The following is a 24,123-nucleotide window of genomic DNA, read 5'->3' on the forward strand; positions in this document are numbered from 1 at the left end:
TAAAGAAATAAAACAATTGGAACAAATACTTATTATTCACTTGACCTTAACGTTACGTAAAGGTTTAGACTGTAGTTATGAGGAGATGTTGGTGTGGAATATACGATACAAAAGCTTGGTCAATTAGGGGGAATAAGTACCCGGACGCTTAGGTATTACGATGAAATTGGATTGCTTAAACCAGCACGCATTAATTCATCTGGCTATCGTATTTATAGTTCTGAAGAAGTAGATCGACTGCAGCAAATTCTTTTTTACCGAGAGCTCGGGGTGAATTTGGATAGCATTAAAGAAATAATGACTCCTGAGGCGTTCGACAAAGCAACTGCATTAAAAGAACATCGGGAAAAATTGCTCAAAAAAAGAACACAATTGGATTTATTAATCCACAATGTGGATAAATCTATTCAACAAACTGAAAGGGGAATTACAATGGCAGATAAAGAGAAATTTGAAGGCTTCAAACAGGAACTTGTGGATAACAATGAGATAAAGTACGGGAAAGAAATTCGAGAAAGATATGGTGAGGATGCTGTCAATAAATCGAATGCTAAAATAAATGGTATGACGAAAACACAGTACGAAGAAGTAACAAGCTTAGAGCAACAAGTATTAAATAGTTTGAAAGATGCGATGCAAGCGGGTGACCCCGCGGGAGAACTTGCGCAAAAAACAGCAGATATGCACCGCCAATGGCTAAGCTTTTACTGGGATAAGTACTCCAAAGAAGCACATGCCGGACTTGCCGAAATGTATGTAGCAGATGAACGATTTACTGCATATTACGACAAAATCCAAACTGGTGCTGCAGAGTTTTTAAGAGATGCAATTTTAATCTATGCAAAAAACTAGAAGGTTTGATCCTTCTAGTTTTTTAATACTTGTTCGATTATGTGGATATCTTCTGGATAAGCCAAAGGAAGGGTCGCAATTTCTTCTATCGATTTCCAAGCTATTTCATGGATAAACTCGTCTGGATCTTGTATCGTTATTTCGCCACTCATTATTTCCACTAAAAAATATTCCACATTGTAAGAAATTTTATGTTCACTAATAATGCCGTTTTTATTATGTACTTTTTCAGTAATACGAATGTTAAAGCCAGTTTCTTCCCAAAATTCTCTTATGCAGCATTCTTCAAATGTTTCCCCATCTTCCATTGTCCCCGATGGAACTGTCCATTGCTTTTCTTCTCCCGGAGCTGCTTGAAGAACCATTAACACCTCTTGTTTTTCATTGATACAAATACCTGCTGCACCTTGCCAATTAAACATGTTCTTTTCCTCACTTCTTTTATTAGATTAAATCTACATCATTGATTTCGGATACATATATTGATTTTTTTAAATCCACAAGCCCATTAGAACGAAAACAGACGCCTTCTGCTTCTAGCATCGCTCTTTGAGAATAGGCAGATTCTTCATCAGGAATAGCAATCTCACCTTTAATATTAATGACACGATGCCATGGTAGCTTGTGCTTTGAACTCATTGTGTGAAGTATGCGCACCACTTGTCTTGCACCCCTCGGGCTTCCAGCAACCTTTGCAATTTGTCCGTATGTCATGACTTTTCCTGCAGGTATGGATTTTATTATTTCAATCACTTTTTCAGTAAAAGGGTTCATACAAATTCATCCTTTCGTTACTTCGATTATAACTTATTTAGAATATTTTATTCAGTACCTTGCATAGAATAATACCGTATGATATATTACTATCAAAGGTACTGTTTATTGAATAGTAGTGAAGGGAGTGGAAGACAAATGAATATTCAATTTAAGAAAGGCGTACTGAATCTTTGCGTACTTGTTTTATTGGATAAACAAGATCGATATGGCTATGAACTTGTACAAAAAATTTCCGACCAAATTTCAATTTCAGAAGGATCTGTTTATCCATTATTACGTCGCTTAACTAAGGAAGGATACTTTACGACCTATTTACAGGAATCATCGGAAGGCCCACCGCGTAAATATTACAAGCTTACCGAACTGGGGAGAACTTATTTACATGAACAATTAAATGAGTGGAAAAGCTTCACAAATGGCGTGAATAATCTAATCGAAGAGGGTGTAAAAAATGACTGAACAACAATTTATAAATGAACTAGAACTTGCTCTAACTGGACTTCCTGCAGATGAGCGTAATGATATTCTTTCTGACATAAAAGAGTATTTTACAAATGGTCGTGAGGATGGAAAATCGGATAACGACATTGCGGCTTCTCTGGGTTCTCCAAAAGAAATCGCAAAAGAACTTTTGGAAAATCATGTTCCTGAGAAAATCATTCGTGATAATAAAGTAATTAAAATCCCTAATCCTACCTTTTCCAACGTTGTAATGAACATCGATCACGGCTCTCTATACGTTTTCCCCTCAGAAACAGATGAGACAACAGTGGAATTAATAGGGGAAAACGACAAGTTAGAATTCACTGCTAATGTCATAAACGATACATTATCGATTCAATTAAAAACAAAAAAATTCCAGTTATTTAACTTCCTGTTCTTTATTAAAGAACTCCGAGTAAATGTTTCACTTCCAAAAAAACTGTATGCATCAATCATCATGAAAACCGATAATGGCCGCATTCGTGCAGAAAAAATACTTGGTAAAGCTATTAAAGCCTCTTCCGATAACGGTAGCATCGGTCTAAAAGAATTTGCCGCTACTGTTTTAGAAGTAGAAACGGATAATGGTCGCATTGAAATTGATAAAGTGCAAACGGATAAACTTTCTACCCAGACCGACAATGGCAGAATTGAATTGCGAAATGTCGATGCAGAGCAAATTATTACAGAAACGGATAATGGACGAATCATGATGGAAAACGTAAATGGGGATATTATCGGGAAAACCGATAATGGGCGAATTTCTCTACTCACAGCGAGTCTCGACCGCATGATCCAGTTAAAAACGGATAATGGTAGTATTTTAATTGAAACGGAAAACGATCCAACTGACGTATCAATTCATACTAAAACGGACCATGGCAGAGTTAGTGTATTTGGTGAAAAGAATTCACGTACTGTGTTCGGAAATGGATCGAATACTATTCAGCTTTCTTCTGATAATGGGAAAATTACTGTTATGAAAAAAGGTTTAAGTTAAAACTGAAGCTACGTATAAGATTAATTATACGTAGCTTTAGTTTTCATTTATGTGAAGCGCTCATGGGATTTTGAATCATGTTAGTATCTTGTATTTTATTTTATTCTTCTATTTTCAAAACTGCTTTTGTATATTTCGTGAAATCTTTGAGATGTTCTTCAATAATTGCCTGAAGAATTTCTAAATGTACAGCTTGATAATCATGTACGGCAATGTTCCGGAATCCAACCATCGATTTTAAGCTCTTCGCAAGAACTGTATCTAGTAAGCCCGCTTGTTCAACTAAATCAAAAGCTTCGCGGCTGGATTTAGGTAATCCTAATTTTCTCTCACTGACAATATGCATTGCAAGATCGATACTTGCTTCACAAGCTCGTTGAATATTTAAGATGATACTATCTTGTCTCGTGTAATCATTTAAATTGTTAGGATTATTCTCATATACTTCAAGGACTCTTTTCACGCAGCGTTCAATCGTTGCCACCTTATTGTAAAGTACATCACTTTTCATATATTTGACCTCTTTCATCTATTTGCTGAAGTAAGTCAGCTCGATATTCATTTAGTTGGACGTACATCGATAATGCTTTCATACGTTCTTTAATAAATAGATCTTCATTTGCACAAGACACAACCTCACCGCTTGAAAATATTTGGGCTGCAAATACTGTATCTATTTGTCTAATATCCACTAAATCTACTTCCCTTTTTAATGCTTCTGCTAATTGACCTGCAACTAAAAAACGATCGTACGCCGATAATTGTTTTTCTGCTAAGTAGGCGATATCTATATCACTGTCAGTACGTGCATTTCCTTTAGAAAATGAACCGAATATCAGAATAAAATGCGGGTTTACTTCTTTCATTAATATTCCTTCAATCTCTTTCTTTAAATAGTCGTTCATTATAGCACCTCCATACGTTTAGCTTGTTATTTACATTGTAAGGAAGTACCAGTGAAAAGTCTAATATCCCTACGGTGCCAGGAACCAACACTATTCCGAATAGTTTGGGTTCCTGGCACCATACACTAGTAAGTACGAACAGGCACAATTAATTGTAAAACTCCTTCATCGTGAACAGAATTTAATATAAATGGACGCATGGCACCTGTAAATTGGACGATTACATCATGTCCATCCAAAGCTCTTAATGCATCCATCATATATTTTGCACTAAATGAAATTTTTATCTCTTCCCCTTCAATTGACGTTGTTTGAATCTCTTCTTCTACTTCCCCAATTTCAGGTGAGCTAGATGATATTTCAACAATATTTCCTTCTATTGAGGAGAGTCGAACAATATTATTACGCTCTTCCCGTGCCATTAAAGAAGCTCGGTCAATTGCTTGAAACAAAACTTTTCCATTCATAGAGACAGTAGTTTTATATTCAGTTGGAATTAAGCGAGAGGTATCTGGGTAATTCCCTTCTAGTAAACGAGAATACAGTAATACATTCCCTGTTTTAAATAACACTTGCTGACTCGTCATCGCAATATAAACTGGTTCTGATGAATCACCGATGATTTTGCTTAATTCGTTTAAGCTCTTCCCCGGTATAACTACACTATATTCTCCTTCTGGTAGTTGCACTAAAATCACTTTACGACGTGCAAGACGATGACTATCCGTAGCTACGCAAACAAGCTCACCATTCTTCACTTGCCAATGAACACCTGTTAATACAGGACGACTTTCAGATGGTGATACAGCAAATACAGTTTCACGAACAATTGATTTTAATAAATCGGCTGGCATAATAAACTGACGATCATCTTGAATCTCTGGAAGCAATGGATATTCTGAAGGCTCTAGTCCGATTATATGAAACTCTGACTTTCCTGAATGAATATGCGTATGATAGTTCTCTTTTACTTCAATTTCTACATCACTAGTTGGTAGCTTCCGTATAATTTCATTAAACATACGTGCTTGCACAACAATTGAACCTTCCTCAATAACACGGATCATTTGGTCCCCATTTTCCTCTGACTTGATAAACGTCTGAATCGTTATATCTGAATCACTACCTGTTAGGCGTAATCCATCTTCCGTAACTTCTAGTTTTATCCCCGTCAAAATTGGAGTGGTTGTTTTCGAGCTAACCGCCTTCATTACATCATTTAATCCCTCTAGTAACCGATGGCGCATAATTTCAAACTTCATCATTTCCCCCACTTTAATATGTATTATTTCGAATTAATTCGCCTTACTAAATATCCATTTAGAATTAATGTAACATTACGAAAACTAATTTGCACTACGTTTTTTAACCATAAAAATCCCCATCACTAGAAAATCGTGACAGGGCCTTTATAAAAAAATAAATATAAACCAATTATTTTTCAAATCCCAAATGTACTGAATCTATGATTTTTTGATATCCTATTTCCTGATAGATTTTGTTGGATGTTGGGTTGAGCATATCTGTGTAGAGTACGCAAAATTGAAATTCTTTTAGTAATTCCTTGCTACCGGCTGCAACCATGGTTCGAGCGTATCCTTTTCTCCGTTCTTCTTTTGGTGTAAATACGAGTGAAACGGTTACTCCGTGTGCTGTAGGTCTTGCTTTCTTCATCATCGATACAATTTTACCTTCGTTTTCCCATAGGAATGCTTCATTTGCATCTAGCATTGCTTTTACTCTGTTCTTTATTTCCAACGGTGCGGTTTTAGGAAGTGCAATATCTTCTTCAAAGTGGTCATACCATTTTTCTATAAGGGGTGCATCCTCTATAGTTGCATAGCGCCATGCTCCTTGGCTCATTTCGAGTGACTCATCTATTTGATCTAATCGGTATAATCCTTGATCCATTAAAATAGAAAAATTTTGTCCTGCTCTTTCCTGCCACTTTTTCGCAAAAGAGTATGCCCATTCTTTCACACTAATAATAGATTCTATAGCAATAGATTGGTTGATTAATTCATTGACACTCATATCGATGCATGCATTTATCCGATCTTCATTCACAAAAATAATATTGAGAGGATGTGGTGGCGTCATTTGAAAAAGCGCTAGTAGCTCACCATCTTCTTCTATGGAGGCCATATACGGATTTTCATATTGTCCTTCTTTAATTCTTTGTAGTACTCCTAAAAACAAACTAAACTTGTCTTCGTTTTTTACTAAAAAAGGCATTGCTACTTTTGCAAAATCTTCTGCATTCTCATAGTGCTGAAAATTCATATTATTTCCCTCCTTTTTATCTTTGTATGTTAATATAACCTAAAACACCGTTGAAGGGGAGTTATTTTTATGAAAATTTTTTCTATTCGGGATATTCATATCGGAGAAGGAATACCGAAAGTTATTGTCCCACTTATGGGAAAAAATACGGAACAACTTCTTTTGGAAATTAAAATAATAAAGGAAGCTACCCCCGATATTGTGGAATGGCGTGCTGATGTACTAGAAGAAGTGGAAAATATAGAAGCGGTGAAAAAGACACTTTCAGCCATTCGCACAGAGTTATACCCCACTCCACTATTATTCACTTTTAGAAGTCATCGTGAAGGTGGAAATAAAAAAATTACGGATTCTTATTACAAACAGCTTCTTGAAGAAGTTGTGCAAACAAACGAAATCGACATAATTGATGTGGAGTTATTTTCTTTAAATGTGCATGAAATTGTGGAATCAGCAATTGCTAATGACGTGTTTATCATTATGTCTAATCATGATTTTGAAAAAACACCAGTAAAAGAGGAAATTATTTGGAGACTCAGAAGAATGCAGGAGTTCGGTGCGCATATACCAAAAATAGCTGTTATGCCTAAATCACCAACTGATGTGCTCACATTATTAGATGCAACGTACACGATGAATTCACTGTATGCAAATCGACCAATTATTACGATGTCCATGGCCTCTACTGGTATCATTAGTCGCTTAGCTGGACAAGTTTTCGGTTCCGCCGCAACGTTTGGTTCAGGAATCGAAGCATCCGCTCCTGGACAAATACCAGCTAGTGAGCTTAGGAGAATGCTAGAAATATTACATACAAACTAGAAACGATGTAGTCTTTTATTAGGCTACATCGTTTTTATGGAAAAATAAACCTGGACGCAACAAAGTAACAGTTAAAGACGACGAACACGTATGCAAACGTGACATCTTTTCTATAATTGCCGTCCTAGTCTTATCATATCCACACATACGATTCCGTTTTCCACAATTTCCTCTTCATAATGAATGGTGAAAAAGTCTTTATCCACACCTGTTATGCGAAATCCACATTTTTGATATAAGGCAAGTTGCCCAATACTAGAATTGCCTGTGCCCACTTCCATTATCTTGTATCCTTGTTGTTCTGCTTTTTGAATCGCATCTAATACAAGTGCTTTGCCAATTCCTTTCGCCTGATGCTGCTCCGCAACCGCAATATTTACTAGTTCCACAGTTTCTGGTCTAGTCGGAAGTAAGACATATACACCGATTGTTTCCCCATCTTGTTCAACAATATAACATTGTCCACGATCTACATATTTCTTCACAAGTGTTTCAGATGGATCTGCAAGTAATAACAAATCCAGTGGATATGCTTCTTTTATTAATCTTGTTAGCAATTTACATTTCTCCATTTTCTAATGTTAGTAGCTTTTCTTTCATTTCTAATCCCCCACGGTAACCAGTTAATGCACCATTTTTTGCTACTATTCGATGACATGGAATCTTGATTAGTACTGGGTTTGCTCCAATTGCTGCTCCAACAGCTCGAATGGCCGAAGGATTATTAATCATATCAGCAACTTTAGAGTATGATGTCTTCTCTCCATATGGAATTTTCATTAACGCATCCCAAATAGACAATTGAAAGGGCGTTCCTTTCAAATCCACTGGCATATGAAAATCACGTCGCTTACCGTCTAGATATTCTTTTATTTCATTCGTATATACGGTTAGCGCTTCGTCATTTTCCACTAACTCATATTTTGGAAAATGCTTCGTCAGCCACGCTTCCATTTCTTCGTATGGTTTACTAGGAGAACCTACGTAACAAAGCCCGTTTGCTGTTGCAGCCATATATAATTGCCATTCATTGTGTATGAAATGAGTCCAGTATATTTTATTCATTCGTTGAAATCTCCTTTTTTCTATATTAATTGGGTGTATCGCCAGTGATCTTTTTAAAAAGTGTAATGAAATAGGAGGTATTATTCATTCCAACCGTAGAACCTATTTCTACAATTGGTTTGCTTGTTGTTGTCAGCATTTCTTTTGCTTTATTTATTCTAATTTGTTGAATATATTCTACAGGAGAAATGCCTATTATTTTTTTAAAAGTTCTTTGTAAATGGTACGGGCTTCCATGACAAATGTCTGCAAGAATATCCAAAGTTAACTGCTTCTTGTAATACTTTTCGATGTACTCCGTAATTTGGTTGACCCATTCCTCATCAGGCAAGCGCAGTCCATTTGGCTTGCAACGTTTGCATGGACGAAAGCCATTCTCTATCGCTTCTTTTACTTCTATATATATACGAACATTTTCTTTCTTCGGCGGTCGAGATTTACAAGAAGGCCTACAAAATATTCCCGTTGATTTTACGGCATAATAAAATACATCGTCATAGGTTGAGTTATTTTCAATGATTGCTTGCCAATATTCCTCGTATATTTTCTCGTTTTTCAAGAAATCACCCCCATTTTTAGTATACTTTTATTTAGATAGAAAAGCTGATTTTCACGACATAATAGCAAGATAACGAAATTTTTTACGATTATTATAAAATAATAAAGAGGTGTTCTATATGTTATGGCAAGAGAATGATGAGCAAATCATCATAAATACATCATCCGAGTTCAGTTTTATCCAGAACCTTCAATATTTGTCCAGATCCACGAATGAATGCTTATTTCATATTCATGAGAATAAAGTAAGAAAAGCAATTCCGATGGATGAATGTACACCGCTAGTAGAGATTAGCGAGCAAGATGAATATTCTATCCGTGTACAGTTTTTAGGAAATACAAGACCTACAAGTAAACAAGTGCGAGAAGAAGTGGTTCAATATATTATCGAATGGTTCGATTTGAAAACAGAGATAAAAGATTTTTATGAGCTGGCCAAAAATGATGCAATCCTTCATCAAGCAGTTGTGGATTTTAACGGATTACGAATAATGGGTATTCCAGATTTATTCGAAGCAATGGCTTGGGGTATCCTGGGCCAACAAATCAATTTAACGTTTGCGTACACATTGAAGAGACGTTTAGTAGAAACATTTGGACGATCGATTGAATTTGAAGGTGAACAATATTGGATGTTCCCGAGACCAAGTGATATCTCGAAGCTCTCCGTGGAAAATTTAGTAGGCTTAAAGATGACGGTTAAAAAGTGTGAGTACTTAATAGACGTAGCAAATCAAATTGAAATGGGGTTACTTACAAAAGAAATGTTAATTGAAACAAGTGATATAAAAATAGCAGAAAAAATGCTGACGAAAATTCGTGGAATTGGACCATGGACTGCTAACTATGTTTTAATGCGCTGTATAAGGTTTCCTTCCGCATTCCCTATTGATGACGTAGGTCTGCATAATGCGATTAAACATGTGACTGGTTCTGCGCAAAAACCTTCAAAGGATGAAATACAAAAACTATCCTTGTCTTGGACAGGCTGGGAAGCATATGCGACTTTCTATTTGTGGAGGTTTTTATACTAAAAAAATCCCTTCCATCTCTTTTCTGAGAAGGAAGGGATTTCTTTTATTGCTGATTTAGTAATTCTAAGATGTCTTCTGAAACATAGATTTTATTGTTCTTTAGTACTGGTTTTTCTTTAAATTGTTGTATGCTTTTATTGTAACTATACGTTTTTTTACCGCGTGTAACTTGGATGGTACTATTTCCTAATGATAGGGTCGTACTAAATCGTTTTGAATTTGTCTTTACTTCGTACCCTAGTTGTTCTGCAACTTTACGAAGTGGAATCATTTTGACCCCATTCTTCATAAAATGATCCTTTTCAATAATCTTTTGTACTTCCTTCATTTCTGGAGAAAGATAGTTAATCGCTACGATTTTAGTTGGTGGTGTTTGTGCTGGAATACTCATAGTTGTTATTGTATAAAATACAACTAGCTCTTTTCCGTTTAAGTCTTCTTGTTTAATCTTCTCGCCTTTTTCATTTACTAAAAGTGTTTCTTTGCCAATGTTTAACTTTAGCTCTTTATCTAAACTTAAAAATTTATCGTCAAACTTTGATACTTTTACAGATCCAACCTGTTCTTCGTCATGTACAATAATCAACTCTGGAGTAATTTGCGCAGGGTAGATTAAAATCATTGGTTTGTTTTTATCATAGTATGCGTCTATTCGTTGTCCTTTTTTGAAAGACTCTATTTTTACCGTTTTTGTTGTACCACTATTGAATACAAGTGTGTCATTAGTGATTGTAAAAATTGTGGTTATTGGCTCTTTTTCTTCTGTATCTACCGTTAGGATGGCTTTTCCATCTTTTGAAGCAATACTTTTAATAATCCCAGTACTCTCCATGAAATTGGTTGTATCTTGTGGGGAAAGATCATCCATCACTACAACTTTACTTGGTGTCGTCTGAGCAGGAATACTTCTAGTGGAAACTGTATAAAATACAACGAGCTCTTTGCCAGCTATATCTTTTTGATCCAGTTTCTCTCCTTTTCCACTTATTATAATAGTTTCTTTTCCAATGTTTAATTTTAGATCATTATCTAAACTAACAAATTTATTATCGAACTTGCTGATTTTTACGTTGCCAAATTTTTCAGCGTCATGCACAATCACTAACTCTGGAGAGATTTGTGGTGGATAAATCGCAAGCATCGGTTTATTCTTACCGTAATATGCATCTACTTTTTGCCCTTTTTGAAAGGTTTCTTTTTTTAATGCTTTTGTCGTTCCACTATTGAATATAAGCGTGTCTTCTGTCAGCTTTAATATAGTGGTTTGTGGCTCTTTTTCTTCTGTCTTCACTGTAAGTGTGATTGTCTCATCTTGCTTTACAACATCTGTAATAATTCCTGAAGTTTTTATAAAATTGGATGTGTCTTTTGGTTTCACTATTGATTCTTCCTCACTTTGCGCTTTAGCAACTGGCTGATGGAAATTGAAACCTACCATTAGTAATAATGCTACTGTAAATATGCTTATTTTCTTCATCGTATCACTCCTTTTTTTGCCACTCATTGCATTTGACGTATCATTTTGGAAAACGTTACATAAAAAACTGAAACATTCTATATACTAAAAACGTATACAGTAGTTAGAAGAAAAAAATAAAAGAATGGAGTCTACATATGACGTTATCTATTAATCAAGTAACAAAGAGATATCAAGACTTTGTAGCCGTTGATAATCTATCTTTTACGATTGAAAAAGGTGAGATTTACGGTTTGATTGGGCAAAATGGTGCTGGTAAAACAACGACATTTCGGATGATTTTAGACCTTCAAGAAACGACAGAAGGAACAATTACATGGGAAGGGAAACATATTAATTCTATTAATAGAAATATTTTAGGATATTTACCGGAAGAACGTGGTATTTTTCCTGCAATGAAAGTGGAAGATCAACTTTATTTTTTTGGAGAGTTAAGAGGGAAACTTCGGAAGGATCTACATAAAGAAGTGGATTATTGGATTGATCGTTTTCAATTAGAAGATAAACGAAAAGCAAAAGCCGAAACTTTGTCCAAAGGGAATCAACAAAAGGTTCAACTTATCGCGAGCTTTATTCACCAACCGGATTTTCTTATTTTAGATGAACCATTTAGTGGGCTAGATCCCGTCAATATGGATTTATTGAAAAATGCAATATTAGAGTTAAAAGAAAAAGGGACAACGATTTTATTTTCTAGCCACCAAATGGATAATGTGGAGGAACTTTGTGATCACCTTTGCCTTTTGAAACGTGGTGTCTCTTTATTTTCCGGTAGTTTACTAGATTTGAAAAAGCAATATGGGAAAACGAAGCTTACCATACGAACCGATGTCCCAAAAGAAACGCTTCAAAGTTTGGATGGCGTGAAGGATATTCATGTTGGAAAAGATCAGTATATCCTTACTTTAACGGATGAGTCATACGCTCAATCTATTTTTGACTTCGTTTCAAATGGGAAATATATTGAGAAGTTCAGTTTAGATTATTTGTCGCTAGATGAAATTTTCAAAGATAAGGTTGGTGGTACGCATGTCTAAGTTTTGGCTTCTTGTTAAGCAATTATATAAACAAAAAATCAAGGCAAAGTCATTTATTATTTCGATTATTTTATATGTTGGTATTATTAGTGTTGCAATGTTTTGGACCGATATTAAGGAAGCTTTTTTCCAAAGCGAACCTTTGCAAATTGCTTTATTGAATGAAACGAATGCTGATATTGAAGACTTATTCAAATCGAGTAACGATATTGAATTTACGTTTCCTTCCAAAGGGAATGCAGAAGTAGAAAAACAAGTTATTGATGGTGATTTTGATGCAGCAATTTTTGTGAAGGATCAAAATCAATCATTGGCGGCGGATATCGCTACATATAAGCCATTAACTTTTAATGATCAACAGAGTTTATCATCGCAACTTCAGTACGCTGGAAAGCTTTATGAAGTTCAGCAGCTCAATTTGACGGCAGAGCAGGCGGAGAAAATTCTTCAGTCTCAAACAGTTATTTCGATGAAAAACTTGAATAAGGAATCGGAAACCGGAAAAAGTGAAGATGAAAAAGCAGCAGGAATCGGCGCTTCTTTCTTAGTAGGATTTCTAATCTATTCCTTTGTCATGACATTCTTGTCCATGATTACAACCGATGTTGCCTCTGAAAAAGGATCCCGTGTTTTAGAAGTATTACTCGCAAGCGTGAAACCATCTACCCATTTCATGGCAAAGCTTACAGGAACCTTTCTATTAGCATTGACTCAAATTATGACACTTTTGGTTGTTCAAAGTTTACTGTTCATGTTAATAGATAACGGCTCTAAATGGGATGCTGTATTAGACATTGTTAACGAGTTGTCCTATGGATTTATCGGATATGCAGTTATGTTCTTATTGTTTACGATTATGCTTTACTTAATCATTGGTGCATTACTGGGCTCTCTCGTTTCGAAAGTTGAAGAATCGAGCCAAGCAATGATGCCTGCGATGATGCTTGGCATCCTTGGCTTCTACGTGTTACTTTCCGGAATGTACAGTCCTGATACATTACTGATCCAAGTATTCTCTTACATCCCATTCACGTCTGGAATGGTTATGCCACTTCGAATTGGCGCAACAGACATTTCGTCATTCGCACCTATGCTGTCGATGCTTGTATTAGTTGGAACCGTCGTGTTAATGTTCTTAATCAGCCTATCCTTCTACAAACGAAGCGTATTAACATACAGCTCAGGTGGCGTCATTCAAAAAATTAAAACGGTGTTAAAAGTAACAACGTAAATCAACATTTATGAAAATTATAATAGGAGCTGCCTTGTGTATAGGCAACTCCTATTTTTATAGGATGAGTATATCAGAAAAATTAAACGATAAATGTATTCCGAGTTCTCAAAACAAACGTGAATGTTCGAACATTCACGTTTGTTTTGGTGCCAGGCACCTGAAATATGTTTGTAATATATGATGCGAATATCATCATTTACTGTCGAATTATAGGAAAAAACCGAGAATACATTGTTAATCTACAGAATAAAAGTATAATAATGTTAATCTTCTATCTGATGTGCTAACCAATCCACAAGTTATATGTTCTTTATTTATGAAAGCGCTATCAAAAAAGGGGAAATATTAATTTTGGAGGAGAGAGAATTGAAGAAGAAATTACTAGGTTTTGTTACTGTACTTCTCAGCATGATGTTACTGATTGCTGGTTGTAGTGAGGGGAAAAAGAATATTGCAATTGGTCCTCCAGCAAGTGAGACGAACTCGATTTCCAAACTCATATTGGACGCATATGGTATTGGAGATGACGACTATACGGGTTTTCAAGAAGGGTTTGGAGATGCAGCTGATGGCGTGCAAGATGGGAATATCGACATTTCTATTGGAATTTTGGGACTTCCGGCAGCTAGTATTGAAAGCTTACAAGCATCCGTCGGGGATGTTGTTATGTTAAGCCTCTCGGATGATGCTATTGCAAAAATTGAGAAAAACAGTGGATATAGACATCACACGATTCCAAAAGACACCTACGATTTTCTTGAGAACGATGTTCAAACAGTTACGGCATATGCTATTCTCATGGGAAATACGGATACAATCGACGATGAATTAGGCTATGAACTTGCCAAAATAATGATAGAAAAAGCTAGTGAGAACACGCACGCTCAGGCGAAACAAATGACTTTAGAAAATGCACTTCGAGGTTCAGAGGGACTGCCAATCCATCCTGGTGCTAAGCGCTATTACGAGGAACAAGGTTTAACAGTAGATAATCCTGTTGCTGAACTTACTGCTGATAAAAGTAAACGTAAGAAAGAGTTAATTTTAGGTACGGGCAGTCAAGGTGGTACTTATTATCCCCTTGGAGGAGAAATGGCAAGCATTTGGAATAAAAATATTAAAGGCGTTAACGTAACGAACACTGAAACAGGTGCATCCGTTGAAAACTTATCCAGTATCCGTGACGGAAATATGGATCTTGGAATGACCGTTCATGTTCCAGCTTTACAAGCAGTGAAAGGTGAAGGCGCTTTTGCCGGTCATGAAGTTCCAAACGCCGCTTTTATCGGGCATATCTATCCAGAAGTTATTCAGATCGTCACACGTAAAAGTACTGGAATAAAAAGTTTTGATGATTTGAAATAACATTGAAGGATAAATATACCTATTGGAAAGTGTGGTGGGAAAATGAATGAGCAACAAACCGTTGACGCTCAGGAAATATTAGAAAAATACGACAAAGAAAATCAGTTTCGAACTAAGATTGGCAAATGGGCATGGATTGTCACATTTTTAGGAGTTTCTCTTACCGTGTTCCATCTATATACTGCATATTTCGGTACGCTCCCTTCCCAAAAGCAAGGTGCAGTCCACTTAGGAACCGCACTCGGAGTTATATTTTTACTGTATCCTTTAAAAAAGGGTATGCAGAAAATCCAGAAAACAGTTCCGTGGTATGATGTTTTGCTTGCCTTTACCGCGATGTATGTAACTTATCATAAGATTTTTTTCTTTGATTCCATCCTGCAGAGTAGGATTTCCGGATATAGTTTACCCGATGTCATCATCTCAGTACTTGGTATCGTTCTAGTACTTGAGGCAACAAGGAGAACGGTCGGCTTACCAATTGTTATTGTGGCCCTAGTTGCCATGCTATATGCGATTTTCGGAAATTTCGTTCCTACACAAATTCTTTCGCATCCAGGCTTTTCATTCGATCGTACTGCAACGACACTTTGGTATAAGGAAAGCGGAATATTTGGAACACCAATTCAAATTTCAGCAAAGTTTATTTTCCTGTTCCTATTTTTTGGTGTAATGCTTGTGCAAACAAATATTGGAAAGTTTTTTAATGATCTAGCATTTGCCCTAACTGGTCGCTATACAGGTGGAACAGCAAAAACTGCAGTAGTGGCAAGTGCATTACAAGGAACTGTTTCGGGAAGCTCGGTTGGTAATACGGTCGCAACCGGTTCTTTTACAATTCCGATGATGAAGAAAGCGGGATTTAAACCTGAATTTGCTGGTGCGACGGAAGCCGCTGCATCAACCGGAGGTCAAATCATGCCCCCAATGATGGGGGCTGCTGCATTCATTATGATGGAATACTTAGGTGTTTCATATGGAGTCATTATGTTGGCAGCTGTCATTCCAGCAATTCTTTATTTTACGGGAATTTTCATTGGGACACATTTTGAGGCTAAAAAGCTAAAAATAAACGGTTTGCCAAAATCCCAATTACCTTCCTTTAGAAAACTAATGAAGAGAAACTGGTTTATGCTATTACCTTTGCTTATCATTATGGGAACAATTATGAATGGCTTCACACCACAGCGGGCGGCCCTTTTTGGAATTATCTCGGCATTTTTAGTTAGCCTTGTTCGAAAAGAAACAAGAATGTCATTCAGGCAGACGGTTAATGTTCTTGAACAAGGTACTAGAGTAGCACTTCCTGTCATTGCTGCTGTTGCAACTGCTGGTGTCATCGCAGGGGTCGTTAGTATGACTGGGCTAGGTTCAAAATTTGCTGCTGGTGTTATTGCTCTATCTAATGGTTATCTAATACTTGCACTATTCTTCACAATGATTGCCTGCCTTATCTTAGGAATGGGGCTGCCAACAACAGCAAACTATGTCGTAACAGCAACCATCGCTGCCCCGGTGCTTATCAATGAATTCGGAGTGGCACCAATCGCGGCTCATATGTTCGTTTTCTACTTTGGCATTGCTGCCGATATTACCCCTCCTGTATGTCTTGCAGCATACGCGGCGGCTGGAATTGCGAGGGCCAATCCATTTAAGACAGGAATGAATGCAGTTAAACTAGCTATTGCAGCATTCATCGTTCCATATATTTTCATTTATAATCCGATTTTAGTTATGGTTGACGTAAAATTAAATATGTTAGTTTTTTCAGTTATAGCCTCCCTAATTGGGATGGTTGCTGTTAGTAGTTCAATGATTGGCTACTTTATACGAAATTCCAGGATTTGGGAGAGGATCGTTCTATTTGGAGCAGGTATTATGTTAATTGTACCTGAAATTGTAAGTAGCCTAATTGGTGTAGTCCTAATATTAGCAATATGGTTCATCCAAAGACAACGTACTGACGATGTATTTGAACCAGAAAGCTCATCAGTCAGTCAAGCTTTGTATTAACACAAGAGTTACAAGTATATTAGTGGTGCTAGGCACAAGTAATATACTTGTAACAAAAATTAACGAAATATGTTATAATTCAGTTAATATCTTTGAAGGGACGATGGGTGGACAATGAAGTTCTAATCTTATTTCTCAGTGAAAGTTTTTTCTGCGATTTACTTGCGCAGTAACAAAATAAACTTTACGAAACGGAAATAGGATTAGTCTGCCCATTTTTCAATTTTAATACGTTTAATTCCCTACATATTATCATTTTGTAGTGGCTTTTTGTGTATTCATTTAATGGTCAGTAATTAATCCTTCCGTATAAAATCGGAGGGATTTTTTTATTCCTCCAAAGGGAGAGGATATTATGACACTACACGGTAAGTTAGTAGATATATGTATCATGTATGGAGAAAAAGTTATTTTAGAAAGTTTAAAAGCCGATATTGGTACTGGGGCAGTTATTGGTATTGTGGGAGGAAATGGTGAGGGTAAGTCCTCCCTCCTTTCTATACTTGCAAATGAGGCTGCTCCCACGATGGGACAAATTGAATGGTTTGGTACTCAACCGACTATTAGTTACTTTAAACAAGAGGATGATCAATTTCATAAAACTGGTTATGTATACGATGAAAGGGAATACTTTAGTAAATGGTCTGTTCCTCATGAGCGTGATTATACGCAACTTAGTGGTGGAGAGAAAATGAAGAGAAGATTGTCTCGTGTATTTGCGGAAAAGGCTCAACTCCTTTTATTAGATGAACCTACTAACCATTTAGATCAAGAAAGTTTATCTTTCCTAAAAAAGCAAATACACTCCTACCAAGGAACAATTATTTTAGTGTCTCATGACCGATATTTTTTAGACGAGGTAGCTGAATGGATTTGGGAAGTAGAAAACAAAAAGTTAACGGTCTATGCTGGAAATTACACTTCTTACAGACAAAAGAAGGAAGAAAACAGATTAACCCAACAACGACTCTATGATGGACAACAATCAAAAATCCAACAAGTAGAAAAACAAATATCGGACCTTAAAAACTGGTCATCCAAAGCACATGCAGATTCAACTAAACATGAATTTAATAAAGAATATTATCGTGTCAAGGCTAAGAAAATGGATGTTCAAATTCGTTCCAAAAAGAAACGGTTAGAATTGGAACTTTCTAAAAATACTATAGAGAAACCTGAAGAAGAAAAAGAAGTGATTTTTTCAATAGAAGGAAATAAGAAAAAGGGGAAACGTGTTTTAGAAGCCAAAAGTATTTCCAAAAGCTTCGAGGACAAACTATTATTTCAAAACGCTTCCTTTACTATACAATCTCAAGAACGGATTGGCATCATCGGTTCTAACGGAAGTGGTAAGTCGACATTTTTCCACATGTTATTAGGAGAAGAAAGTGTACAAGGAGAACTTTGGAAATCGGAAGCCATGAATATTGGCTATTTACGTCAGACGGTATTCGACTTGCCAGAGGATAAAACCCCTTTTGAATTTTTTGTACCATCTGATTTTGAAACAAGAGGGCAAATTCAAACACTTATGATGAATTTAGGCTTCTCAAAGGAACACTGGTCTCGTCCGATTTATACAATGAGTATGGGTGAACGAGTAAAGTTAAAACTAATGGAGTTTATGTTAGATAAAAAAGATGTGCTGCTTTTAGATGAACCAACAAACCATTTGGACCTTTCTTCTAGAGAGCAATTGGAGAAGACCCTCTCCGCTTATCCTGGAACTATTTTGTTAGTCACGCACGACCGTTACTTCTTAGAAAAACTAACTAATAAACTGCTTGTCTTTGAAAACAACACGATTCGAAAAGTAGAAATGAGCTATAAAGAGTGGATGCATAAAAATGATGAATCTTCTCTAGAAAAAGATCTATTGAAATTAGAAACCGAACAACAAGCCGTATTAGGATTACTCAGTTACATGAAGAAAAATGATCCTAAATACACCGAATTAGACCAAAAATTTATGACACTGTCTAAACAAATAAACGAATTAAAGAAAAAATAACTCCAAAAGCTATCCTAGAAGTTTTAGGATAGCTTCTTTTATTACAAGTTTGTTACTGGTGCCTGGCACCAGTAACAAACTTGTAACACACTATAATTTTTCGTCAATTTGTTTAGCAGTTTCTCCATTTGTTTAATCCAAGTTCAATATACTTTTTAACATCTGAACGTTTTTTTCATCTAGTTTTCCAAGTGAATTCGCATCGCGATTAATAATCGTCGCCGTCCCATTTTGATTAAACCATATGAAGTATCCATCTAATAATTCAGGCATATTTTCTTCAACTTCCATAAACAAAACTACTTTTATATCTGCTTTCCTCACCATTTCTGCTTTTACATTTTGTTCCCATACTATTTGTTCAAACGCTTTACTTAAGACATCCACCCCTGACTTATCTGAGATAATCACTTCTTCCTCATACTGTTCGACTGCATTTACTTTATAAACATCCACTCGAGTTAGTACGTTCTTATCCTCTTCCTCACTACATCCTGTTAATAATAGAATGAAAAAGATGAAGAAAGGTGTAAACCATCTTTTCAAGATTAAACCCTCCAAATTTCTTATTCATGACGAAAATCAAATTTATCTCGAAGGACATCTAATACATGACCATTAATAACGACAGTATCATTGTCTACCCAAGAAATGTCCGCTGACTCCTCACGGTAATTCCAGTAAATATTTTTCTTCCTTCCCTTTTCATCATTAAATACCAGTTCACCCCGGATTGCATAGCTTGTTGTAGCCCCCCCGTCTGAAATGTAAGCTCTTAAAGTATACTTACCATTTGGAGAGAATTCTTCGGTCAAAAAATCTCCTTTAGGCAACCTATTCATATCAAAAAAAGCCCAATAGACTCCAAAACTTACTAGCACACCAATTATTGAAATAGGAACTGCTAATACTAGTAGAGTTATCTTTATCTTTCTCTTTATCATGTTTCCGCCTCTACTTCCCTACTTTCATAGCTGTTTGACTTATAATTAAACTAAGATTTAAACGACTGTACCATCTTTCAGACTCACTAACATTTCGGTTCAAGCCATTTATTTCTTCTTGATACTCTAATCCTTCTACAGCACAATAAGCCACTTGTCGTTTCGCAATTCTTAATGCAATCATTGCCCATTCCGCATCCGTCATCTTTTCTTTAGAATATTGATTAATGAAATCGGCACTGATTCTAGAAAATGCACATGAACCTGCAGTTACATCTGCATCTTTTCCTAGTTCTATTGAAAAAATTCTATTCGTAATTTTTTCTGTTTCTATCCATTCAATAGGGTGAGTATTCATTGCTCTTTCTGTCCGACCAATTATCAAATAATCATGATTTGGAATATCTTCAACTACTTCCTTCAACTCAGTTATATAATTTTTTCCCCATGTTAATAACCTATCAAAGTCGCAGTAATGATAATGCTGACTTTCCCCGGTAAGTGCAAATTTTAATGCTTCCCTTCTTGCATATGCTGCTCCATTTTTAGGGATGATTTTATACTTAAATTTACTTTTTTCTATTTCTTTTATTAGATCCAAGGAGGATTCTTCACTAATTGTAATAAATAGCTTTGAATATATTGCCTCCAAAGTATATTGCAACTCTTTAAAGATTTTGATATTTCTTCCCTCAGGGTCATGCGTTACTGTAACTAGCGCCGTTGTTAACAAAGATCCCTTCATTCCAATCTACCAAGTAAATTGTACGGACTCACTTCCCATGTTTCATAAGGGATAAAATTTACTGACTTCATAGCATCCAATGTACGTGATCTCATATGTGGACGTGTGATAAATTGTTCAATATTTATCTCTGTTAATTTAACAAACTTAGCTTCTTTTATTTCTTCAGGTTGGATTTTCAATTCGCCACTTACATATTCTGCTTTGAAAATAACAGATAGAATATGTTTTGTTACATTATAATAAATACCTGTAATTCCAAGAGGTCGTACGACAATCCCTGTTTCCTCTAGTATTTCCCGATATACTGCTTCATCTAAAGGTTCCCCTACTTCTACCTGTCCTCCTGGTGCTTCCCATGTATCTGAACGCCAATGTGTTTTAACTAATAAAACTTCCCCATTATCATTTGTAACATAAGCAGAAACTGCGATTATATGCTTCGGATGCTCATTTACCATTTTCATTTCTCCTTTTACTAATAAAATAAATGCTCAAAATAGCAATTAACAAAGTTATTAGTGTCCATAAAATAATAGTCGAAGAACTTTTCTGCAGAATGTCGTATATATTTCTAGCGTATTCTCCATCCCTAGCTGCTTTAATGTATTTTCCCTTTTCATCTTTTATTGCAATTGCCTCATCTGTGTTAAATCCAACTATTGAATAGTATTTAGTCCCTTTCGGATAGACATTTGAAAAGTTACCAGAATAAGTCCCTTCCCTATCCGAATACCTGGTCACATGTCCGATTTCTTTTTCTACCTCATTTACAATTTCATCCGTTATGACATAAACATATCCATCCCAAACGACAAATGCATATGCCCAATCCGCTAGTGTTTTAGATGGAAATAAAATCGATGCAAATAAGGTAAAAATGATTGCATAAGAAATTAAGGACTTATCTTTCATTCCATATCCACCTCTTTATGGTATTGGACGTTCTATATTGGTTTCAGTTCCACTTTTTACTTATATTGGTTGACGCAATTTATAGATTACAACTAAACCCTGGGGTTTTATGGGATACCTCAGGGATTTTCTGAGATACTCCTGTGTTTTCTGAGATACCTCAGGGATTTTCTGAGATACTCCCAAGATTTTCTGAGATAACCCCCTTTTTTAAAATAAATCTAAGACACAAAAAAAAGGCTGTCTCCCAGTAGAAAACCTACTGATCAGACAACCTTTTTCTCTATTATTCTCCTAAGTCTACGTTGTGGTAAACTTGTTGAACGTCTTCTAAATCTTCAATTGCGTCAATCATTTTCTCAAATTGCGCTTGAGCATCCGCATCTAATGCGATGTCATTTTGAGCAAGCATTGTCAGCTCGGCTACTGTAAAATCTGTTACGCCAGCTGAACGTAATGCCTCTTGTACTGCATGGAATTGATCTGGATCAGCGTAAACGATGACGGAATCTTCTTCTTCTAAAATGTCGCGAGCATCTACGTCCGCTTCCATCAATATTTCTAAAACATCGTCCGCTGTTTTTCCTTCAAGACCAATAACAGCAGTTGCATCGAACATATAAGCAACAGAACCGCTGACACCCATGTTGCCGCCATTTTTACCAAATGCAGCACGCACATCCGATGCAGTACGGTTTACGTTATTTGTTAACGCATCCACGATTACCATAGAACCACTTGGACCGAAACCTTCATAACGAAGCTCATCATAGCTTTCTTCTGATCCGCCTTTTGCTTTTTCAATTGCTTTATCAATAATATGCTTCGGCACACTGTATGTTTTTGCACGTTCCAATACTACTTTCAATGCTTGGTTAGAAGTAGGATCTGGTTCACCTTGTCTTGCAGCTACATATATTTCACGTCCAAATTTCGCGTATATACGGCTAGTATTTGCGTCTTTGGAAGCTTTCTTTTCTTTAATATTATTCCACTTACGACCCATAAAGTCCCACTCTCTTCCGATTAAGTTTCTACTTGAATTTACACTGTGTTATTATACATTAATTTCATATTAAGTAGCAAAGGAAAATACATTAACTTCCATATATTATCAATTATCTGGATATAATTTTTGTAAAAACGTAATAGATTGTGTAATCATTTCTTTTAAAACATCTACTTCGATATCATCTACTTTATTAATATATACACATGATTTCCCTGAAGTATACTTCCCAAATCGTTTTAAGCTTTCTTCACGAGTCGTATCACCTGTTGCAAAATAAAGACTAATCTTGGCTTTTCTTGGAGAGAACCCAACAAGAGGTGCATCCCCTTCGTGACCGGTCGCATATTGATAATGATACGTCCCGAAACCAATAATACTTGGCCCCCACATTTTCGCTTCATAACCTGATGTTTCTTCAAAAATCTCTAAAAGTTTGTAAGCATCTGCTCGTTTCTTCAGACTATCCACTTTTTCGATAAACTCTACAACATCATGATCCGTCTCTTTCGTCTTTTGCTCATATTTAGCCATACATTGACCTCCTTAAGAATTTTGTTTTGTAGTAGCATCTTATAATCTTCTAGAAGTCTCCTGTAATTCCTCTATTTATCTGTGATGGTTGATGACAAAAAGGAGCATTCCATTTTTATGAATGCCCCTTCTTTCAGCTATAATTCTTTCTCCATAACAATCTTATGGGTCCCTTTTTCACTCGTAAAAGCTTCCAGTACATCAAACCCATGCTTAATATTTAATAAGAGCATCTCTCGTCTTTTATTTCTAGAAATTGTACGAACCTTCGTGTAGCCAAGTGATTTAATAAGCATATGTTGTCGTCGCATAAGTTCTGAAGCAATTCCTTTTCCACGATAATCAGAATGGACTCCGCCGAGCCAGCTATAAAAAGTGTCCTCTGAAAATTTATATCCAATTTTAAAGCCTACAACTCTAATCCCATCTACCGCTACAAAGATTAATACATTTTCTTTCTCTACTAACTCTTCTTCCATAAGCTTTGCACCTTCAAATACATGCTCATGAACTTCCATAATTCCTGCAAGTATTTCAGAATTCGGTGTTGTCAGGAAATATAGGAACTCCAAGTGGCTATTCCGATTCAACATCTTTCACCCATCTCTGCAATCTTTTTTAACTCAATTGCTCTAGTAATAATAAAGTTTTTCATGTATTTTTCTAAAAACAATTTATCAGCTATTTTTCCAACTAAACCAAAAGGTGATTTATACTCGAATGTATCCTTCATCAAAGTTCCACTTCCACGTTCTTCAAACTCATGCGTATGAGTAAATGAATGAAAAGCACCTTTCACCATAACATCCACAAACTTATATGGCTCATTCATTTCTATAATCTTGGCTGTCAACCTTTGCTTAACACAAAAGTGGGTTGCCTCCCACGTGATACTTTCCCCAAGATTCAAAAGACCCTTCGTTGCCCCAGTGACCGCTTTTTCATTCGTATTCCTAGTAGTTTTTGTATGAATCTCCACATGTCTAGCAAAATCAAAACACTTATTAATAGGAGCCTCCATATATGTAGTATGTTTTATAACAGGCATATGAACACCTAC

29 protein-coding genes are annotated in these 24,123 nt (G+C 36.0%); 10 read left to right on the forward strand and 19 right to left on the reverse strand.

Features of this window, described 5'->3' with window-relative positions:
* Window positions 1-93: 93 nt before the first annotated feature.
* Entirely contained in the window at window positions 94-852 is a 759-nt protein-coding gene (locus PB01_RS18235) for a MerR family transcriptional regulator (protein ID WP_151701491.1), read from the forward strand.
* A gap of 14 nt (window positions 853-866) precedes the next feature.
* On the opposite strand, the gene PB01_RS18240 is transcribed toward PB01_RS18235, so the two are convergent.
* Entirely contained in the window at window positions 867-1,274 is a 408-nt protein-coding gene (locus PB01_RS18240) for an NUDIX hydrolase (RefSeq protein WP_151701492.1), read from the reverse strand.
* A 22-nt stretch (window positions 1,275-1,296) separates the two neighbouring features.
* Window positions 1,297-1,626, reverse strand: a complete 330-nt coding sequence (locus tag PB01_RS18245; RefSeq protein WP_151701493.1) for an MGMT family protein — start codon at window positions 1,624-1,626, stop codon at window positions 1,297-1,299.
* A gap of 138 nt (window positions 1,627-1,764) precedes the next feature.
* Between PB01_RS18245 and PB01_RS18250 the strand changes: the two genes are divergently transcribed.
* Both PB01_RS18250 and PB01_RS18255 read left to right on the forward strand, forming a co-directional pair.
* Window positions 1,765-2,088, forward strand: coding sequence for a PadR family transcriptional regulator (locus tag PB01_RS18250; RefSeq protein WP_151701494.1), 324 nt, complete (start codon window positions 1,765-1,767; stop codon window positions 2,086-2,088).
* Window positions 2,081-3,112: a DUF4097 family beta strand repeat-containing protein gene (locus PB01_RS18255; protein WP_151701495.1), complete on the forward strand. Its 1,032-nt coding sequence runs from the start codon at window positions 2,081-2,083 to the stop codon at window positions 3,110-3,112. The genes PB01_RS18250 and PB01_RS18255 overlap by 8 nt, the downstream gene beginning before the upstream one ends.
* A 100-nt stretch (window positions 3,113-3,212) precedes the next feature.
* Here the strand turns inward: PB01_RS18255 and hepT are convergent, their stop codons facing one another.
* From hepT to PB01_RS18275, 4 genes are all read right to left on the reverse strand, one after another.
* Window positions 3,213-3,623 (reverse strand): type VII toxin-antitoxin system HepT family RNase toxin, encoded by a 411-nt coding sequence (gene hepT, locus PB01_RS18260; protein ID WP_151701496.1) that lies wholly within the window; start codon window positions 3,621-3,623, stop codon window positions 3,213-3,215.
* Complete coding sequence (gene mntA / locus PB01_RS18265; RefSeq protein WP_225986099.1) at window positions 3,613-4,017, reverse strand: type VII toxin-antitoxin system MntA family adenylyltransferase antitoxin; 405 nt, start codon at window positions 4,015-4,017, stop codon at window positions 3,613-3,615. The genes hepT and mntA overlap by 11 nt, the downstream gene beginning before the upstream one ends.
* Window positions 4,018-4,142: 125 nt before the next feature.
* Window positions 4,143-5,279 carry a DNA polymerase III subunit beta gene (gene dnaN / locus PB01_RS18270; RefSeq protein WP_151701498.1) on the reverse strand — a complete coding sequence of 379 codons (1,137 nt, stop codon included), beginning with the start codon at window positions 5,277-5,279 and terminating at the stop codon, window positions 4,143-4,145.
* A gap of 172 nt (window positions 5,280-5,451) precedes the next feature.
* Window positions 5,452-6,300 (reverse strand): GNAT family N-acetyltransferase, encoded by an 849-nt coding sequence (locus PB01_RS18275; protein WP_151701499.1) that lies wholly within the window; start codon window positions 6,298-6,300, stop codon window positions 5,452-5,454.
* A gap of 69 nt (window positions 6,301-6,369) precedes the next feature.
* Here PB01_RS18275 and aroD point away from each other — a divergent pair, with 69 nt between their 5' ends.
* A complete protein-coding gene (aroD, locus tag PB01_RS18280) occupies window positions 6,370-7,122 on the forward strand; it encodes a type I 3-dehydroquinate dehydratase (RefSeq protein WP_151701500.1) in 753 nt (250 codons plus the stop codon).
* A gap of 110 nt (window positions 7,123-7,232) precedes the next feature.
* Here aroD and PB01_RS18285 read toward each other — a convergent pair whose 3' ends face one another.
* The 3 genes from PB01_RS18285 to PB01_RS18295 are packed head-to-tail and all read right to left on the reverse strand — an operon-like array spanning window position 7,233 to window position 8,746.
* Window positions 7,233-7,694 (reverse strand): GNAT family N-acetyltransferase, encoded by a 462-nt coding sequence (locus PB01_RS18285; RefSeq protein ID WP_151701501.1) that lies wholly within the window; start codon window positions 7,692-7,694, stop codon window positions 7,233-7,235.
* On the reverse strand, window positions 7,681-8,187 hold the full coding sequence (locus PB01_RS18290) for a methylated-DNA--[protein]-cysteine S-methyltransferase (protein WP_151701502.1): 507 nt from the start codon (window positions 8,185-8,187) through the stop codon (window positions 7,681-7,683). The genes PB01_RS18285 and PB01_RS18290 overlap by 14 nt, the downstream gene beginning before the upstream one ends.
* A gap of 25 nt (window positions 8,188-8,212) precedes the next feature.
* Window positions 8,213-8,746, reverse strand: a complete 534-nt coding sequence (locus PB01_RS18295; RefSeq protein ID WP_151701503.1) for a bifunctional transcriptional activator/DNA repair enzyme AdaA — start codon at window positions 8,744-8,746, stop codon at window positions 8,213-8,215.
* A 118-nt stretch (window positions 8,747-8,864) separates the two neighbouring features.
* Here PB01_RS18295 and PB01_RS18300 point away from each other — a divergent pair, with 118 nt between their 5' ends.
* Window positions 8,865-9,779, forward strand: a complete 915-nt coding sequence (locus tag PB01_RS18300; protein WP_151701504.1) for a DNA-3-methyladenine glycosylase family protein — start codon at window positions 8,865-8,867, stop codon at window positions 9,777-9,779.
* 43 nt (window positions 9,780-9,822) lie between these two features.
* Here the strand turns inward: PB01_RS18300 and PB01_RS18305 are convergent, their stop codons facing one another.
* Window positions 9,823-11,256: a stalk domain-containing protein gene (locus PB01_RS18305; protein ID WP_192797396.1), complete on the reverse strand. Its 1,434-nt coding sequence runs from the start codon at window positions 11,254-11,256 to the stop codon at window positions 9,823-9,825.
* A 137-nt stretch (window positions 11,257-11,393) separates the two neighbouring features.
* Here PB01_RS18305 and PB01_RS18310 point away from each other — a divergent pair, with 137 nt between their 5' ends.
* The 5 genes from PB01_RS18310 to abc-f all read left to right on the forward strand — a co-directional run bounded on the left by PB01_RS18310 (window position 11,394) and on the right by abc-f (window position 18,916).
* A complete protein-coding gene (locus PB01_RS18310; RefSeq protein WP_151701506.1) occupies window positions 11,394-12,293 on the forward strand; it encodes an ABC transporter ATP-binding protein in 900 nt (299 codons plus the stop codon).
* Complete coding sequence (locus PB01_RS18315) at window positions 12,286-13,524, forward strand: ABC transporter permease (RefSeq protein ID WP_151701507.1); 1,239 nt, start codon at window positions 12,286-12,288, stop codon at window positions 13,522-13,524. Before PB01_RS18310 ends, PB01_RS18315 begins: the two co-directional genes overlap by 8 nt.
* Before the next feature lie 369 nt (window positions 13,525-13,893).
* Complete coding sequence (locus PB01_RS18320; protein WP_225986100.1) at window positions 13,894-14,892, forward strand: TAXI family TRAP transporter solute-binding subunit; 999 nt, start codon at window positions 13,894-13,896, stop codon at window positions 14,890-14,892.
* Window positions 14,893-14,934: 42 nt separating this feature from the next.
* Window positions 14,935-16,905: a TRAP transporter permease gene (locus PB01_RS18325; protein WP_151701508.1), complete on the forward strand. Its 1,971-nt coding sequence runs from the start codon at window positions 14,935-14,937 to the stop codon at window positions 16,903-16,905.
* Window positions 16,906-17,260: 355 nt separating this feature from the next.
* Window positions 17,261-18,916: a ribosomal protection-like ABC-F family protein gene (gene abc-f, locus PB01_RS18330; RefSeq protein ID WP_151701509.1), complete on the forward strand. Its 1,656-nt coding sequence runs from the start codon at window positions 17,261-17,263 to the stop codon at window positions 18,914-18,916.
* Window positions 18,917-19,048: 132 nt separating this feature from the next.
* On the opposite strand, the gene PB01_RS18335 is transcribed toward abc-f, so the two are convergent.
* The 9 genes from PB01_RS18335 to PB01_RS18375 form a co-directional block, all read right to left on the reverse strand.
* On the reverse strand, window positions 19,049-19,462 hold the full coding sequence (locus PB01_RS18335; RefSeq protein ID WP_225986101.1) for a hypothetical protein: 414 nt from the start codon (window positions 19,460-19,462) through the stop codon (window positions 19,049-19,051).
* A 20-nt stretch (window positions 19,463-19,482) separates the two neighbouring features.
* Complete coding sequence (locus PB01_RS18340; RefSeq protein ID WP_151701510.1) at window positions 19,483-19,860, reverse strand: DUF5412 domain-containing protein; 378 nt, start codon at window positions 19,858-19,860, stop codon at window positions 19,483-19,485.
* A 10-nt stretch (window positions 19,861-19,870) separates the two neighbouring features.
* Complete coding sequence (locus tag PB01_RS18345; RefSeq protein ID WP_151701511.1) at window positions 19,871-20,605, reverse strand: hypothetical protein; 735 nt, start codon at window positions 20,603-20,605, stop codon at window positions 19,871-19,873.
* Window positions 20,602-21,066, reverse strand: coding sequence for an NUDIX hydrolase (locus PB01_RS18350; protein ID WP_151701512.1), 465 nt, complete (start codon window positions 21,064-21,066; stop codon window positions 20,602-20,604). Before PB01_RS18350 ends, PB01_RS18345 begins: the two co-directional genes overlap by 4 nt.
* The gene (locus PB01_RS18355) at window positions 21,056-21,520 is read right to left on the reverse strand and encodes a hypothetical protein (protein WP_192797397.1); all 465 of its coding nucleotides are present in this window, start codon (window positions 21,518-21,520) and stop codon (window positions 21,056-21,058) included. Before PB01_RS18355 ends, PB01_RS18350 begins: the two co-directional genes overlap by 11 nt.
* Before the next feature lie 286 nt (window positions 21,521-21,806).
* Window positions 21,807-22,526 (reverse strand): YebC/PmpR family DNA-binding transcriptional regulator, encoded by a 720-nt coding sequence (locus tag PB01_RS18360; protein ID WP_151701513.1) that lies wholly within the window; start codon window positions 22,524-22,526, stop codon window positions 21,807-21,809.
* 108 nt (window positions 22,527-22,634) lie between these two features.
* Window positions 22,635-23,063 (reverse strand): DUF1801 domain-containing protein, encoded by a 429-nt coding sequence (locus PB01_RS18365; RefSeq protein ID WP_151701514.1) that lies wholly within the window; start codon window positions 23,061-23,063, stop codon window positions 22,635-22,637.
* A 137-nt stretch (window positions 23,064-23,200) separates the two neighbouring features.
* On the reverse strand, window positions 23,201-23,656 hold the full coding sequence (locus PB01_RS18370; RefSeq protein ID WP_151701515.1) for a GNAT family N-acetyltransferase: 456 nt from the start codon (window positions 23,654-23,656) through the stop codon (window positions 23,201-23,203).
* On the reverse strand, window positions 23,650-24,111 hold the full coding sequence (locus tag PB01_RS18375; protein ID WP_151701516.1) for an SRPBCC family protein: 462 nt from the start codon (window positions 24,109-24,111) through the stop codon (window positions 23,650-23,652). Before PB01_RS18375 ends, PB01_RS18370 begins: the two co-directional genes overlap by 7 nt.
* Between the last annotated feature and the right edge of the window lie 12 nt (window positions 24,112-24,123).

Origin of the sequence: Psychrobacillus glaciei, from assembly GCF_008973485.1 — a bacterium.
In the GTDB taxonomy this organism is placed as follows: domain Bacteria; phylum Bacillota; class Bacilli; order Bacillales_A; family Planococcaceae; genus Psychrobacillus; species Psychrobacillus glaciei.